Genomic DNA, 14380 nt, shown 5'->3' on the forward strand with positions numbered 1-14380 from the left:
TCAGCAGCGCTCCTCGGTCTCGACGCCGCCGCCGTAGTTCTCCGCCTGGATGGAGCCGTATCCCTTGGTGCACTTGTCCAGCGTCTTCGTGCCCTCGGACCACAGCGCCTGCTTGTTCTCGGCACGGGTGTAGCCGCTCGGGAACTCGGCGCCGCGGACCTGGACACCGGCGAAGATGCTGTAGCGCTTGTGGTCGGCGCGCCACGAGTCCCAGACGTAGATGTAGCCCCAGTTCTTGTTGCAGCCCACGAACTGCTTGACCGACGCGATGGTCCTGCTGCCGCTCTTGATGTACTTCGTGGCGCCGATCTGCGAGACGCCGGTGGAGCACGACGGGTTCGTCTCGGCTTGCGCCGTCCCCGTGAAGGTCACGGCCAGTGCCGCGGCCGCCAGCACGACGGCACCAATCTTCTTCTGCATGCCCACGACCCTGGACCGGGCCGGTTAGGCAGCGGTAAATCACACGTCGTCGACCAGGGTTGCGAGCACGGTGGCCAGGTGGACCGGCCTGCGGTCGGTCGTGTGCCGGATCTGCGTGCGGCAGCTGAAGCCGTCCGCGATGACCAGCGCGTTCTCGTTGTCCCGCAGGGCAGGGAGCAGGTCCTGCTCGGCGCACGCGATCGACACGTCGTAGTGGCCCTGCTCGAACCCGAAGTTGCCGGCGAGGCCGCAGCAGCCCTCGACGATCTTCGGCCGCAACCCCGCCTTGGTCATCGCCTCGCGGTCCGGTTCGAAGCCGAGCTCCGCGTACTGGTGGCAGTGGGTCTGCACGACCGCCTCCCGCGCGCCTTCCAGTTCCGGCAGCTTCGGCGCGACGTAAGACGCGAAAGTGCGGGTGGCGTCGGCGAGAGCTTTCACGGCTGGATCGTGCGAGAGCTTCGGGGCCTCGGTCTTGAGGAACGCCGTGCAGCTCGGTTCCAGGCCGATCACCGGTACACCCTTGCTGGTCCACGGAAGGAGCGCGCGTGCGGTGCGTTCGATCACCCGGCGGGCCTTCGGCAGCTGCCCGGTCGAGTGCCACGTCAGTCCACAGCAGACGTTCACGGACGGGATCTCGACGCGGTTTCCCAGGTGTTTCAGCACGTTCGCGGCGTCGAGGCCGATGCCCGGCTCGAAGAAGTTCGTGAACGTGTCGGGGAACAGCAGCACCGGATCGCCCTTGCCGAGCGGGTGCAGCTGACGGACCAGGGGAGTGGTCGGCGTGGGCAACGACCGTTCCGGCGTGATCCCGGCGAACCGGCTCAGCTTGGCGGTGAACCTGTTGACCAGCCCGTACTTCAGCCACGTCGGCAGCCAGCCCATGGCGTAGTGCGACCGCGGCCGGAGGCGTCCTTTGTAGTGCTCGTGCAGGAACTCCGCCTTGTAGCTCGCCATGTCGACGTCGACAGGGCAGTCGCGTTTGCAGCCTTTGCAACCCAGGCAGAGGTCAAGCGCCTCGGCCACCTCCGAAGACCGCCAGCCGTCCTTGATCACGTCACCGTTGAGCATCTCGAACAGCAGGTGCGCACGCCCACGCGTCGAGTGCTTCTCTTCTTCAGTAACCCGATAGCTCGGGCACATCACGCCGCCCTTGGTGTTCAGGCATTTGCCGACACCGACGCACCGCCGTGTGTCGGCCGCGAACTCCGCCCGCGTCGGGATCTTCGGTGGCGCGACGAGGATCCGCAGGTCGTCGTCGAGCTTCAGCGGTTCGACGATCCGGCCGGGGTTGAGCAGGTTGCGCGGGTCGAACGCGTGCTTGAACTCCTGGAAAGCGTTCAGCGCCTCGGGCGGGTACATCCGGCTGAGCAGCTCGGAGCGCGCCTGCCCGTCGCCGTGCTCGCCGGACAACGAGCCACCGTGGCTCACCACGAGATCGGCCGCGTCCTCCAGGAACGCGCGATGGCCTGAGGCGAGGTCGAAGTCGATGCGGACGTGCAAGCAGCCCTCGCCGTAGTGGCCGTAGGTGATGCCACGCCGCCCGTACCGCGCCAGCAGCTGGTCGAACTCGCGCAGGTAGGTGCCGAGCTGTTCGGGTGGAACCGCCGCGTCCTCCCAGCCCGACCACGCCTCACCGCCGTCGGGCATCCTCGTGGCCAGCCCCGCGCCGTCCTCGCGGATCCGCCACAGCGCCCGCTGCTGCGCGGGGTCGTGGATGATCATCGAGTTCTTGCTGATCCGCGCGACCCGCTCGGGGTGGTCCTCGACCTCCACGAACAGCCAGCTGCGGCCTTCCGGCAGGTCAGGGCGCACGCGAACGTTGCGGACCAGAGCCTCGTCGATGCCCTCGACCGCGAGTGCGTCCTCGATCTGGGTGACCTGGTCGGCGGCGTCGTAGGTGTCCGCGAAGCCGAGCACGACCAGGATGCGGCGCTCCGGGCGCCTGACCAGCTTCAGCTCGGCACCCAGCAGCACGACGCAGGTGCCCTCGGTGCCGACCAGCTGCTGCGTCAACGTCGGTGCGTCCAGCGCGTAGCCGCTGACCCGGCGGCTGAGCTGCGGAAACCACGCCGGGTCGTGTTCCGGCAGGGTCAGCTGAGGCGGGCTCGTGGTGTCGAACGTGCGGCCGTCCGCCATGAGCACGCGCAGATTGGCGACGTTCTCGCTGGTCTTACCCCACTTCACCGAGTGCGCGCCGCACGCGTTGTTGCCGATCATCCCGCCGATGGTGCAGCGCGAGTGTGTGGACGGATCCGGCCCGAAGATGTACTCACCGGCTTGGGAGTTCACGCGGTCGAGCACCGCGCCGGGCTGCACGAACGCGCGGTCGCCGGAGATCTCGATCTCGTTCAGGTACCGGCTGAAGTCGATCACCAGGCCGGTGCCGCACGCGTTGCCCGCGATGGACGTCCCGGCGCCGCGGCTGGTGATCGGCACGCCGTGTTCCGCAGCCAGCCCAACGGCCGTGACCACCGCGTCTGTCGTGCGTGGACGGACGATCACGCGCGGCACGTGGCGGTAGTTCGACGCGTCCGCCGAGTAGAGGGCCCGGCTCGCCGGGTCGTCGAGGACGTCGCCGTCCACGGCACGACGGAGTTGATCGAGAAACGCCCGCATCACCCGATCATGCCTGTCCGGATGTGACATGGCTCCGCCGATGCCGGACTACCTGCCGGTAGCCGATAGCCTCAGCCGGTCAACCAGCGGCGATTGCAGGGAGAGCTAGTGAGTAGGTCCGTTCTGGTCACCGGAGGCAACCGCGGTATCGGCCTCGCCATCGCGCAGGCGTTCGCGGCGCAGGGCGACAAGGTCGCCGTCACCCACCGCGGGTCCGGCGCTCCCGAAGGCCTGCTCGGCGTGAAGTGCGACGTCACGAACTCGGAGGAGATCGACGCCGCGTTCACCGAGGTCGAGGCCGCGCACGGCCCCGTCGAGGTGCTGGTCTGCAACGCCGGCATCACCCAGGACACGCTGCTGCTGCGCATGAGCGAGGAGCAGTTCACCCAGGTCGTCGACGCGAACCTGACCGGCGCGTTCCGGTTCGCCCAGCGCGCCTCCCGCGGCATGCTGCGCAAGAAGTTCGGCCGCATCGTCTTCATCTCGTCCGTCGTGGGCTTCACCGGTGGCGCCGGCCAGGTCAACTACGCCGCGTCCAAGGCCGGCATGGTCGGCATGGCGCGCTCGATCGCGCTGGAGCTGGGTTCGCGCAACATCACCGCGAACGTCATCACGCCCGGTTTCATCACCACCGACATGACCGCGGAGCTGCCCGAGGCCGTCCGCGAGGCCGCGCTCAAGCAGATCCCGGCCGCTCGCTACGGTGCTGCCGAGGAGATCGCCCGCGCGGCCACTTTCCTCGCCGCCAACGAGGCCGGTTACATCAACGGTGCCGTGCTGCCGGTCGACGGCGGCCTCGGCATGGGCCACTGAAGTTTCCGTTACTGGGAAAGGGTTGGATCAAGTGACCGGACTTCTCGAAGGCAAGCGGCTGCTGATCACCGGTGTGATCACCGACGCGTCGATCGCCTTCCACGTCGCACGTGTCGCCCAGGAGCAGGGCGCGGAGGTCGTGCTGACCGGGTTCGGCCGGATGAGCCTCGTGCAGCGCATCGCCCAGCGCCTGCCCAAGCCCGCGCCCGTGGTCGAGCTCGACGTGCAGAACCAGGAGCACCTCGACACGCTGGCCGAGCGCGTCGGTGAGCACGTCGACGGCCTCGACGGCGTCGTGCACGCCATCGGCTTCGCCCCGCAGAGCTGCCTCGGCGCGCCGTTCATGGACGCGCCGTGGGAGGACGTCTCGGTCGCGATGCACGTGTCGGCGTACTCGTACAAGGCGCTGGTCCAGGCCGTCCGCCCGATGCTGTCGCACGGCTCGTCGGTCGTCGGCCTCGACTTCGACGCCCGCCAGGCGTGGCCCGCCTACAACTGGATGGGCGCGGCGAAGGCGGCGTTCGAGTCGATCAACCGGTACATGGCGCGCGAGCTCGGCCCGGACGGCATCCGCGTGAACCTGATCTCGGCCGGCCCGGTCCGCACCATGGCCGCGAAGTCGATCCCGGGCTTCGTCGAGCTGGAGAAGATGTGGGGCGAGAAGGCTCCTCTCTCGTGGGACGTCGACGACCCGACGCCGGTCGCGAAGTCGGTTTGCGGTCTGCTGTCCGACTGGTTCCCGGCTACCACGGGCTCGATGGTGTTCGTCGACGGCGGGGTGCACTTCCTCGGTCTTTAGTTGCGGCGGTCGCCGACCTCTACCGTGCCTTTCGGCGCTCAGCAGGGCACTTCGCGACGCGATGCACCCGTCTGAACGTCGAAACGCAGGGCAGGGGGTCGGCGACCACCGCACTGGCCGTGATTGGATGGGGCGGTGAGTTTCGACGCGCTGCTGTGGCTGTCTTTTGGCGGCCCGGAGGGTCCTGAGGACGTCCGCCCCTTCCTGGAGAACGTTGTTCGCGGACGTGGCGTGCCGCCGGAGCGACTGGACGAGGTCGAGGCCCACTACCAGCACTTCGGCGGCGTGTCGCCGATCAACCGCCTGAACCACGAGGCCATGGACGCGGTGCGCGCCCGTGGTTTCGAGCTGCCGATCTACTTCGGCAACCGCAACTGGCATCCGATGGTCGAGGACACCGTTGCGCAGATGAAGGCGGACGGTGTTCGGCGCGCACTTGTGTTCCCGACGAGTGCCTATGGCGGCTATTCCGCGTGCCGGCAGTACGACGAGGACATCGTTCGCGCTCTGCAGGCGGTTCCGGACGGCCCCGAACTGGTGAAGCTGCGCCAGTTCTTCGACCACCCGCTGTTCATCGCGGCTTTCGCGGACGGTGTTCGTGCCGCGGCTGCGTCTTTGTCCGGTTCGTACCGGCTCGTCTTCACCGCGCACTCGGTGCCGGTGTCCGCCGACAAGGCCGCCGGCCCGCCCGCCGAGGGTGGCTACCGGTACTCGCGCCAGGTCGTCGAGGCTTCCCGGCTGGTCGCTGCTGAGCTGGGTGTCACCGAGTACGACGTGGTGTGGCAGTCGCGTTCTGGTCCGCCGCAGATCCCGTGGCTGGAGCCGGACATCGTCGACCACATCGACGCGTTGCACGCCAAGGGCGTCACCGGTGTCGTGGTGTGCCCGATCGGGTTCGTGTCCGACCACCTCGAGGTGGTGTGGGACCTCGACACCGAGGCCCGTGACCGCGCCGCCGAGCTCGGCATGGAGTTCGCCCGCGCCACCACCCCGAACGGCGACCCGCGCTTCGCCGAGCTCGTCGTCGAGCTGGTCGCGGAGCACACCGAGGGCGTTGCTCCCCGGAAGCTGTCGTCGTTCGTGGCCGCTGGCTGCACGGTGAACGGTGCGCCGTGCGCGCCGCTGTGTTGCGAACCGGTCAAGAGGCCCGTCCGCAGCTAGACTTTCATTTTTCAACGGGCGAAGAATTGGTCGCATGACCAGTTCCGCGGCCGTTGAGGTCACCGGGCTCCGGGTCCGCCGGGGCAAGCGTCTGGTCCTGCGGGACGTGAGCTGCGCGATCCCGCAGGGCAGTGTCACCGGGCTGCTCGGCCCGTCCGGCTGCGGCAAGACGACCCTGATGCGCTCGGTCGTCGGCGTGCAGATCGTGGAGTCCGGCTCTGTCACGGTGCTCGGCGCGCCGGCCGGGAGCCCTGGGCTGCGCAACCGCATCGGGTACGCCACTCAGAACCCGGCCGTCTACGGAGATCTTTCCGTCGTCGAGAACCTGCGCTACTTCTGCGCCGTGCTGCGCGCTCCGAGGTCCGACGTTCAGCGCGTGATCGACGAGGTCGGGCTGGGCGGCCACGAGTCGCAGCTCGTGTCGTCGTTGTCGGGAGGCGAACTGTCCCGGACGAGCCTGGCCGTGGCGTTGCTCGGCAAGCCCGAACTGCTGGTGCTCGACGAGCCGACAGTGGGGTTGGACCCGTTGCTGCGCGACGAGCTGTGGACGTTGTTCCGCACGTTGGCCTCGCGCGGCGTCACGTTGTTGGTGTCCAGCCACGTAATGGACGAGGCCGCACGCTGCTCACGTCTCCTGCTGATGCGCGACGGCGAACTGCTCGCCGACTCCGCGCCCGAAGCGTTGCTGGCCCGGACGGGCACCGGCGACCTGGAGCAGGCGTTCCTGCACCTGGTCCGGGCGAAGGAGGCGGCGTGAACACCTCCATCCTGCTCGCCACGACCGCGCGCATCCTGAACCAGTTCCGCCACGACCACCGCACCGTCGCCCTGATGATCTTCATGCCGACGCTGCTGCTCATCCTGCTGCGCTTCGTCTTCAACTCCGAACAGGCCTTCAGCCGTGCCGCACCCGCACTGCTCGCGGTCTTCCCGTTCGCGATCATGTTCATCGTCACGTCGATCACGACGCTGCGCGAACGCACCACGGCGACCTTGGAACGTCTCATGACGATGCCGATCGCCAAGCTGGACCTGCTCTTCGGCTACGCGCTGGCGTTCGGTCTCGTCGCCCTGGTCCAGGTGCTGGTCGCGGTCGGCGTCTCGTTGAGCTGGCTCGGGCTGTCGATCGACGGCTCGGTGTGGCTGCTCGTGGTGATCGCGGGCCTGGACGCGTTGCTGGGCACGGCTTTGGGCCTGTTCGCGAGCGCCTTCGCCCGCACGGAGTTCCAGGCCGTGCAGTTCATGCCGTTGTTCGTGATGCCGCAGGTGTTGTTGTGCGGGTTGTTCTCGCCGCGTGAGGAGATGACGCCCGTGCTGGAGTGGCTGTCGAACGTCATGCCGCTGTCGTACGCGGTGGACGCGCTGACCGCGGTGACGACGTCGAGCGACATCACCGCGGAACTCGTGCGCGACCTCGCGGTCGTGGCGGCGTGCGGACTGCTGGCGTTGGTACTGGGCGCCGTGACGTTGAGGAGGCGCACGCCTTAGTGGCGGCCGGCTCCGCTGTCCGCCAGCACCCGCACGGCCTCGTCCACAGCAGCACAACGCGCCCGCCGCACCGCCTCCGCCACCGGCTTGAGCGCCTCGGTCCGCGCCGACATGGCCGACGCCGACATCGCCCCACCGGGCGAGTCGAACCGGGCCACCGACACGATCGCGTCCACCTCGGCGGCGCGCTGCAGCACGCGCAGCGCCCGCGGCGGCATCGCGTCGGGCCACGGCAGCGTGGAGTTCGACGCCGCGAGCTCGGCGATCTCCTTGCGCACGTTCGGGCGGTGCTTGGCCACGTCCAGCGACGCGAGAGCAGCGGTCGCCTCGCGCAGTGCCGCGCCCAGGCCGTGCTCGGCCTCGCCGATCGGGATGTGCTCCAGGCCGTTGGACGACGGCAGGTCGAACACGGTCCACCGCATCACGCCGTCCGCCACGATCTTCGGCACCAGGCCGACGTGCACGGACGGGATCACGAGCGCCTCGCCCGAGCGCAGCGCGCACGTCGCGAGCGGGCCCTTGCCGCCGAGTCCGCGCACGTCGCCGGGTACCGGTAGCACCAGCCTCGCCGAAGTGGCACCCGCGCGCCGCAGGGCGGCCAGCAGCAGGGCGGGCCCCACGGGGGCCTCGTCGGGACCGGGGAGGTCGAGCGCCGTGGCGGTGCCGTCGTCGTCGGCCACCACCTCGTGTTGCTCGGCCCACGTGTGCAGGGCGTCGAGGACGTCGTCGGAGGCGGCCAGACCGTGCAGCCATCCCGACGTCCACACGACCAGCGTGGCACTCGCACAGGACACGGGACGAGATTACGTGGCCTCGCCCGGAACGCCCCACCCGGTGTGCCCGATCCGAGACACCTAGTTCGCCGGACCGATGTGCTGTTCGAGCAGGCCGCGGAACGACGCGCGGTCCTCATCGGACGCGAACGCCCGGTGCGGCACCGACAGCGACGCCGCGCCCTCGTCCAGCGTCTCCAGCACGAAGCCCTGCCGCGTCTCGGTCCAGCCCGGCAGCTCCTGCCAGACGATCTCCTCGCGCACCGAGGAACCCACGGCCATCCGGAACGACTGGTCGTCCGCGCTGCCCATCACGGTCCGGCTGATCATCTCGTCGGACGAGAAGCGCCACCACACCGCCACCGGCTCCATGAACCCGATCACCAGCGCGGACAGCAGCCCGAACCCGGCGACGAGCACGTTGCCGTCGAGGAGGAACAGCAGCAGCGAGAACACGCCGAACGCGAGCGCGAACCACGGGGCCCACCGGAACATCGGCACCATCGCGCGCAGGCTGGCTCGCCAATCCGCTGGTGAGGGCGCCCACCTGAAATCAACACAGTTGCTCATAACGCCCCGCATTCTGCTGCACGACGACGCCATGCATCTGGGGGATGACGAAAAGAGAACACTTCCGCGCAGAACCGTGCTGAAAGGAACCGCGGCGGCGGTGGTGTTGGCCGCGGCCGGCCAGGGAACCGCGCAGGCCGCACCACTCGAAGACCCCGAGCAACGCCTGCTGCAGATCGTGCCCGGCGGCAACGGCGTGATCTACGCGCTGTACGCCGACGGCCGGCTGAAGTGGTTCAAGCACCTCGGCCGCGACAACGGCACGTACAGCTGGGCGGACGGCAACGGCCGGGAGATCGGCTCCGGCTGGCAGATCCACACCACGGTGCTCGCCTCACAGGACGGCCAGGTCTTCGGCTTCTGCGGTGATGGCACGCTCTGGTGGCACAAGTGGGTTCTCACGAACGCCGCCACGGGCGCGGGCTACTGGGCGCCGGGCACGAACAACATCATCCACCGCGGCTTCGGCCAGTACTCGTACGTCTTCGGCGGCTGGGACGGCATCTTCTACGCCGTCGACGCGCGCGGCGACATGTACTGGTTCCGCTACCTCGCCGGTGACGGGTCGAACGGCCCCGGCGCGTGGGCGCACAACGGCGTCGGGCAGAGGATCGCGAGCGGGCAGCGCCAGTACGACGGCTACTTCGCCGACCAGAACGGCGTGATCTACGGCCAGCGGCACGGCGCGGTGCTGGACTGGTTCCGCTACCTCGCGGGCGACGGGTCGAACGGCCCCGGCGCGTGGGCGAACAACGGCGCGGCGGTCCAGATCGGCAGCGGGTTCGACTGGGGCGGGTGCACCGAGCGGTTCGCGGAGAACGGCGTCGTCTACGTCGTGTGGGTCAACCGGGACCACACGCAGCCTGATCACCAGCTGGCCTGGTACAGGCTCAAGAACCACCTGGTCGTCGACCGGGCTCCCGGCGACGTCGAGTGGGTCGACGGCAAAGGCGTGCTGGTCGGCACCGGCTTCACCGTCACCAGGGCGGCGAACCTGCAGGGCTACGCGAGCTGGTCGGTCGGGGCGGGGGAGCAGCTCCCGGTCAGGGTGTCGACGACGTTCGACAGCTACCGGGCGAGCGTGCTGCGGCTGACCGGGCCGATCGAGCAGGGTGGCGCGCACGAGGTGTGGGCGCCACGGACGTTCGCCGGTCGCAGGCAGCTGCTGCGGCAGGGCTACCGGGCCGACGGCTGCAACTGGCAGACCGACTTCAGCGTGCCGACTGATTCCTGGCAGTCGGGGTTCCACGTCGTGAAGCTCGAAGGCGCGCACGGCCTGCGGCAGTACATCCCGTTCGTGGTGAAGCCTTCACGGCCGTTGCAGAAGGTCGCGTTGTTGCTGCCGTACCTGACGCACAACGCCTACAACCACTGGGGCGGCCACTTCCAGTACAGCTGGGACGAACGGGCCGGGCGCCGCCAGATCACCACGCGCCGCCCGTTCGCGAACGCCTGCGTCGAGGCGCCGGGGTTCATCGACGTCCGGTTCTACGGCGACCTGCTGCTCATGAAGTGGTTCGCGGACAACCAGATCGCCTACGACACCTACCAGGACCTCGACCTGCACAACCCGTCGTGGCTCTCGCAGTACAAGGTGCTTGTACTGGCCACGCACCCCGAGTACTGGACGCCGGAGATGCGCGAGGCCTTGGAGACGTACCTCGCCAACGGCGGTCGTGTCGTCTACACCGGCGGCAACGGCATGTACGAGCGCGTCGACCACAACGCCGCGGGCGGGTTCGTGCTGCACCGCCGCGAGAACGGCACCCGGTATCTGTGGCGTGAGCAGGGCCGTCCCGAGTCGCAGGTGCTCGGCGTGGCGTACGACAGCTACTCCTACATGGACATGCATCCGTACCAGGTGGACGCCGACCACCCGTTCCTGGCGGGCACCGGGCTCGGGATCGGTGACACCTTCGGGCACACCGGGTACAACTTCGCGGCCAGCGGCTGGGAGGTCGACACGCGCACCGCCGCCGGCCCCGAGGCGCCGGGCGTGGTGCGGTTCGCTCACGGCGTACAGGACCACGGCGCGGAGATGTGCGTGCTGCCCAAGCCGAACGGTGGCTGGGTGTTCAGCGCGAGTTCCTTGTGTTTCAACGGTGCTCTCGCCGATGACGCGCGGATGTCGCGGATGCTGCTCAACGTGCTGAACGCGGGTGTGGCCTAGCTGCTGGAGTCGCTCCACGTCGACGGGCCAGGTTTCGGTGCGTAGCGTCGGCTGCGTGACCCAGAACCTGGCCCGCACGGCGGGCGAACTGCGCGCCGCCGGGCACCTGCCGCGCGGCGTCAAGACCGAGATCAGGGAGAACCTCCTCGCGGCCCTGCGTGAGGGAAGAAACCCGTGGCCCGGCATCGTCGGTTTCGACCGCACGGTGCTCCCGCAGCTGGAACGCGCGCTGCTGGCCGGCCACGACGTGGTCCTGCTCGGCGAGCGCGGTCAGGGCAAGACCCGGCTCCTGCGCACCCTGGTGACCCTGCTCGACGAGTGGACGCCGGTCATCGAGGGCTCTGAGCTGGGCGAACACCCGCTCGACCCGATCACGCCCGAGTCGCGCCGACGTGCTTCGGAACTCGGCGACGACCTGCCGGTGGTGTGGCGGCACCGCGACGAGCGCTATGCCGAGAAGCTCGCGACGCCCGACACCTCCGTCGGTGACCTGGTCGGCGACGTCGACCCGGTGAAGGTGGCCTCGGGGTTGTCGCTCGGTGACCCGGAGACGATCCACTACGGCCTGCTCCCGCGCGCCCACCGCGGCATCATCGCCATCAACGAGCTGCCGGACCTGGCCGAACGCATCCAGGTCGCGCTGCTGAACGTCATGGAGGAGCGCGACATCCAGGTCCGCGGCTACACGCTGCGGCTGCCGCTGGACGTGCTGCTCGTGGCCACCGCGAACCCCGAGGACTACACGAACCGCGGCCGCATCATCACGCCGTTGAAGGACCGCTTCGGCGCCGAGGTGCGCACGCACTACCCGTTGGAGATCGACGCCGAGGTCGACCTGGTCCGCCAGGAAGCCGATCTCGTCGCCGAGGTCGGCGACCACCTGCTGGAGATCATCGCGCGGTTCGTGCGTCATCTGCGCGAGTCGTCGTCCATCGACCAACGTTCGGGCGTCTCGGCCCGGTTCGCGGTCGCGGCGGCGGAAACCGTTGCGGCGTCGGCACTTCGCCGCTCCGCGCTGATCGGCGAGTCGCCGGCCATCGCCCGTCCGATCGACCTGGAGTCGGTGCCGGACGTGCTGCGCGGCAAGCTGGAGTTCGAGGCGGGGGAGGAGGGCCGCGAGGACGAGGTCCTGGTCCACCTGCTGCGCCGCTCGATCGCCGACACGGCGCGCGCTCGCCTGGCCGGCTTGAACTTGCGCGCGCTGGCCGAGGTCGTGTCCGACGGCCACCCGGTCGCGACCGGCGACCGCGTGCACGCCGGCGACATCCTCGCCGCGCTGCCGGAGCTCCCGATCCTGCACGAGGTGGCGGCGCGGTTGGGCGCGGGCCCCAAGGACCCGGTGGGCCGCATCGCGTCGGCCGTGGAACTGGCGCTGGAGTCGCTGTACCTGACTCGCCACCTGTCGAAGGACAACTCCTCCGACGACGACCGATCGGTGTACGGATGAGATACCGCTACGGACGCTGGGGCGGCGGCGCGGACCCGTTGGCGCCGCCCGTCGACCTGCGGGCGGCCGTCGACGAGCTCGGCCGCGAGATCATGGAGGGAGCCTCGCCCTCCTCGGCTCTGCGCGAACTGCTCCGTCGCGGCGTCGACGGCACGCGTGGTCTCGACGACCTGACCTCGCGGCTGTGGCAGCGCCGTGCCTCCATCCAGCGCCGTCATCGCCTCGACGGCACGCTGTCCGAGGTACGCCGGTTGCTGGACGAGGCTTTGGAGGCGGAACGGCGGGCGTTGTTCCCGGATCCGTCCGACGACGCGCGCTTCCGCGAGGCTCAGCTCGACGCGCTGCCGCAGGGGACCGCCGCGGCCGTGCAGGAGCTGTCGTCCTACGACTGGCGTTCCGCCGATGCGCGTTCCGCCTTCGAACAGATCCGTGAGCTGCTCGGCAGGGAACTGCTCGACCAGCGCTTCCAGGGCATGAAGGAAGCGCTGTCCAATGTGGACTCCGAGGACGTCCGCCGGATCCAGCGCATGCTGCGCGACCTGAACACGTTGCTGGAGGCGCACGCTGCCGGTTCGCCCGAGACACCGCGGCTGTTCGACGAGTTCATGCGCAAGCACGGCGAGTTCTTCCCGGAGAACCCTCGCAACGTCGACGAGCTCATCGACGCGCTGGCCGCCCGTTCGGCTGCCGCGCAACGCATGATGAACTCGATGACCGACGCTCAACGCGCCGAGCTTTCCGCACTGTCGCAGCAGGCCTTCGGTGGCATCGGCTCACAGTTGTCCACTTTGGACTCACTGTTGCAGCGTCTGCGTCCTGGCGAGGACTGGACGTCGTCGGCCAGGTTCCGCGGGCAGGACCCGCTGGGACTGGGCGAGGGCGCGCAGGCGATGGCCGACCTGGCCGAGCTGGACGCGTTGGCCGAGCAGCTGTCGCAGTCCTATCCGGGGGCGCGGCTGGAGGACATCGACCTGGAGGCGTTGGAACGTCAGCTGGGTTCGTCGGCCTCGGTCGACGCTCGTCGGTTGGCCGAGCTGGAGCGGGCGCTGCGCCAGCAGAACATCGTGGAGCGGGCTCCGGACGGGTCGTTGCGGCTGACGCCCAAGGCGCTGCGGCGGCTCGGGGAGACGGCGCTGCGCGGGGTCGTGGACCAGCTGCGGACGTCGCAGGGTTCGCGGGAGACCGTGTCCGCCGGGGCGGCCGGTGAGCTGATCGGGTCGACGCGGCCCTGGCAGTTCGGCGACACCGAGCCCTGGGACGTGCCGCGGACGCTGCGCAACTCGGTGCTGCGGTCCGGGACCATGTCGATGGACGTGGTGGACCTGGAGGTGTCCGAGACCGAGCACCGCTCCCGGGCTGCCGTGGCGTTGTGCGTGGACACCTCGTGGTCGATGGTGCAGGACGGGCGTTGGGTGCCCATGAAGCGCACGGCACTGGCTCTGCATCACCTCGTGCGCACCCGGTTCCGGACCGATGCGCTGCAGCTGGTGACGTTCGGGCGTTATGCCGAGGCCGTGGACATCGGCCAGCTGACGGCCCTTGAGGGTGTCTGGGAGCAGGGGACCAACCTGCACCACGCGTTGTTGCTGGCCGGGCGGCACGTTCGGCGACATCCGGACGCGCAGCCGGTGGTGCTGGTCGTGACCGATGGCGAGCCGACGGCACATCTGGAGCCGGAGGGGGACGCGGAGTTCAACTATCCGCCGCTGCCCCGGACGTTGACCAAGACGTTGAACGAGGTCGACGCGCTGGCCCGGCTCGGGGCGACCATCTCGGTGTTCAAGCTCGGGGACGATCCCCGGCTGGCCGCGTTCGTCGACATCGTCGCCCGGCGGGGTGGTGGCCGGGTGGTGTCGCCGGACGAGGACGGGCTGGGTGCCGCGGTGGTGAGCGACTACCTGAGGTCACGGCGCCAGCGCCGCTGACCGTCGTGGCCTCGACAGCGTTGCGATAGGCGGCGGACCGGTGGGGGCGATCGCCGGTTCGTCCTCGCGCTTGGCCTGGCTGGGTGTCGGCGGCTGGTTTGCGGTGGCGGTTGTGGGTTGGTTTTGGCGCCGTGGCCTGGCTGGGTGTCAGCGGCCGGCTTGCGGTGACGGTCGCTGGTTCGTCCTCGGCGCCGCGGC

Annotated in this window: 12 protein-coding genes; 8 read left to right on the forward strand and 4 right to left on the reverse strand. The window is 69.4% G+C overall.

Annotation, left to right across the window (positions count from 1 at the left end):
- Both LFM09_RS16625 and LFM09_RS16630 read right to left on the reverse strand, forming a co-directional pair.
- A complete protein-coding gene (locus LFM09_RS16625; protein WP_414097345.1) occupies positions 1–420 on the reverse strand; it encodes a hypothetical protein in 420 nt (139 codons plus the stop codon).
- Positions 421–459: 39 nt separating this feature from the next.
- Positions 460–3036 carry an FAD-binding and (Fe-S)-binding domain-containing protein gene (locus LFM09_RS16630; RefSeq protein WP_414097346.1) on the reverse strand — a complete coding sequence of 859 codons (2577 nt, stop codon included), beginning with the start codon at positions 3034–3036 and terminating at the stop codon, positions 460–462.
- Between the two features lie 108 nt (positions 3037–3144).
- Between LFM09_RS16630 and fabG the strand changes: the two genes are divergently transcribed.
- From fabG to LFM09_RS16655, 5 genes are all read left to right on the forward strand, one after another.
- The gene (gene fabG, locus LFM09_RS16635) at positions 3145–3849 is read left to right on the forward strand and encodes a 3-oxoacyl-ACP reductase FabG (protein WP_414097347.1); all 705 of its coding nucleotides are present in this window, start codon (positions 3145–3147) and stop codon (positions 3847–3849) included.
- Positions 3850–3880: 31 nt separating this feature from the next.
- Positions 3881–4648: an enoyl-ACP reductase FabI gene (gene fabI, locus LFM09_RS16640; protein ID WP_414097348.1), complete on the forward strand. Its 768-nt coding sequence runs from the start codon at positions 3881–3883 to the stop codon at positions 4646–4648.
- A gap of 135 nt (positions 4649–4783) precedes the next feature.
- Positions 4784–5809 (forward strand): ferrochelatase, encoded by a 1026-nt coding sequence (locus LFM09_RS16645; RefSeq protein ID WP_414097349.1) that lies wholly within the window; start codon positions 4784–4786, stop codon positions 5807–5809.
- A gap of 34 nt (positions 5810–5843) precedes the next feature.
- On the forward strand, positions 5844–6566 hold the full coding sequence (locus LFM09_RS16650) for an ABC transporter ATP-binding protein (RefSeq protein ID WP_414097350.1): 723 nt from the start codon (positions 5844–5846) through the stop codon (positions 6564–6566).
- Positions 6563–7297 carry an ABC transporter permease gene (locus tag LFM09_RS16655; protein WP_414097351.1) on the forward strand — a complete coding sequence of 245 codons (735 nt, stop codon included), beginning with the start codon at positions 6563–6565 and terminating at the stop codon, positions 7295–7297. Before LFM09_RS16650 ends, LFM09_RS16655 begins: the two co-directional genes overlap by 4 nt.
- Here LFM09_RS16655 and LFM09_RS16660 read toward each other — a convergent pair.
- Both LFM09_RS16660 and LFM09_RS16665 read right to left on the reverse strand, forming a co-directional pair.
- Positions 7294–8091 (reverse strand): hypothetical protein, encoded by a 798-nt coding sequence (locus LFM09_RS16660; protein ID WP_414097352.1) that lies wholly within the window; start codon positions 8089–8091, stop codon positions 7294–7296. The genes LFM09_RS16655 and LFM09_RS16660 overlap by 4 nt on opposite strands.
- Positions 8092–8151: 60 nt before the next feature.
- The gene (locus tag LFM09_RS16665) at positions 8152–8574 is read right to left on the reverse strand and encodes a hypothetical protein (protein WP_414097353.1); all 423 of its coding nucleotides are present in this window, start codon (positions 8572–8574) and stop codon (positions 8152–8154) included.
- A gap of 142 nt (positions 8575–8716) precedes the next feature.
- Between LFM09_RS16665 and LFM09_RS16670 the strand changes: the two genes are divergently transcribed.
- Genes LFM09_RS16670 through LFM09_RS16680 form a run of 3 tightly spaced genes read left to right on the forward strand, consistent with a single transcriptional unit; the run spans position 8717 to position 14182 of the window.
- Complete coding sequence (locus tag LFM09_RS16670; protein ID WP_414097354.1) at positions 8717–10810, forward strand: N,N-dimethylformamidase beta subunit family domain-containing protein; 2094 nt, start codon at positions 8717–8719, stop codon at positions 10808–10810.
- A 55-nt stretch (positions 10811–10865) separates the two neighbouring features.
- Positions 10866–12257, forward strand: coding sequence for an ATP-binding protein (locus LFM09_RS16675; protein WP_414097355.1), 1392 nt, complete (start codon positions 10866–10868; stop codon positions 12255–12257).
- The gene (locus tag LFM09_RS16680; protein ID WP_414097356.1) at positions 12254–14182 is read left to right on the forward strand and encodes a vWA domain-containing protein; all 1929 of its coding nucleotides are present in this window, start codon (positions 12254–12256) and stop codon (positions 14180–14182) included. The genes LFM09_RS16675 and LFM09_RS16680 overlap by 4 nt, the downstream gene beginning before the upstream one ends.
- Positions 14183–14380 lie beyond the last annotated feature (198 nt).

Source organism: Lentzea alba (assembly GCF_047445655.1).
In the GTDB taxonomy this organism is placed as follows: Bacteria; Actinomycetota; Actinomycetes; order Mycobacteriales; family Pseudonocardiaceae; genus Lentzea; species Lentzea alba_A.

Coding starts and splice junctions, on each gene's coding strand:
- LFM09_RS16665 (WP_414097353.1), bottom strand. CDS start 8,574: ATGGTGCCGATGTTCCGGTGGGCCCCGTGGTTCGCGCTCGCGTTCGGC.
- LFM09_RS16650 (WP_414097350.1), top strand. CDS start 5,844: ATGACCAGTTCCGCGGCCGTTGAGGTCACCGGGCTCCGGGTCCGCCGG.
- LFM09_RS16630 (WP_414097346.1), bottom strand. CDS start 3,036: ATGCGGGCGTTTCTCGATCAACTCCGTCGTGCCGTGGACGGCGACGTC.
- LFM09_RS16625 (WP_414097345.1), bottom strand. CDS start 420: ATGCAGAAGAAGATTGGTGCCGTCGTGCTGGCGGCCGCGGCACTGGCC.
- LFM09_RS16680 (WP_414097356.1), top strand. CDS start 12,254: ATGAGATACCGCTACGGACGCTGGGGCGGCGGCGCGGACCCGTTGGCG.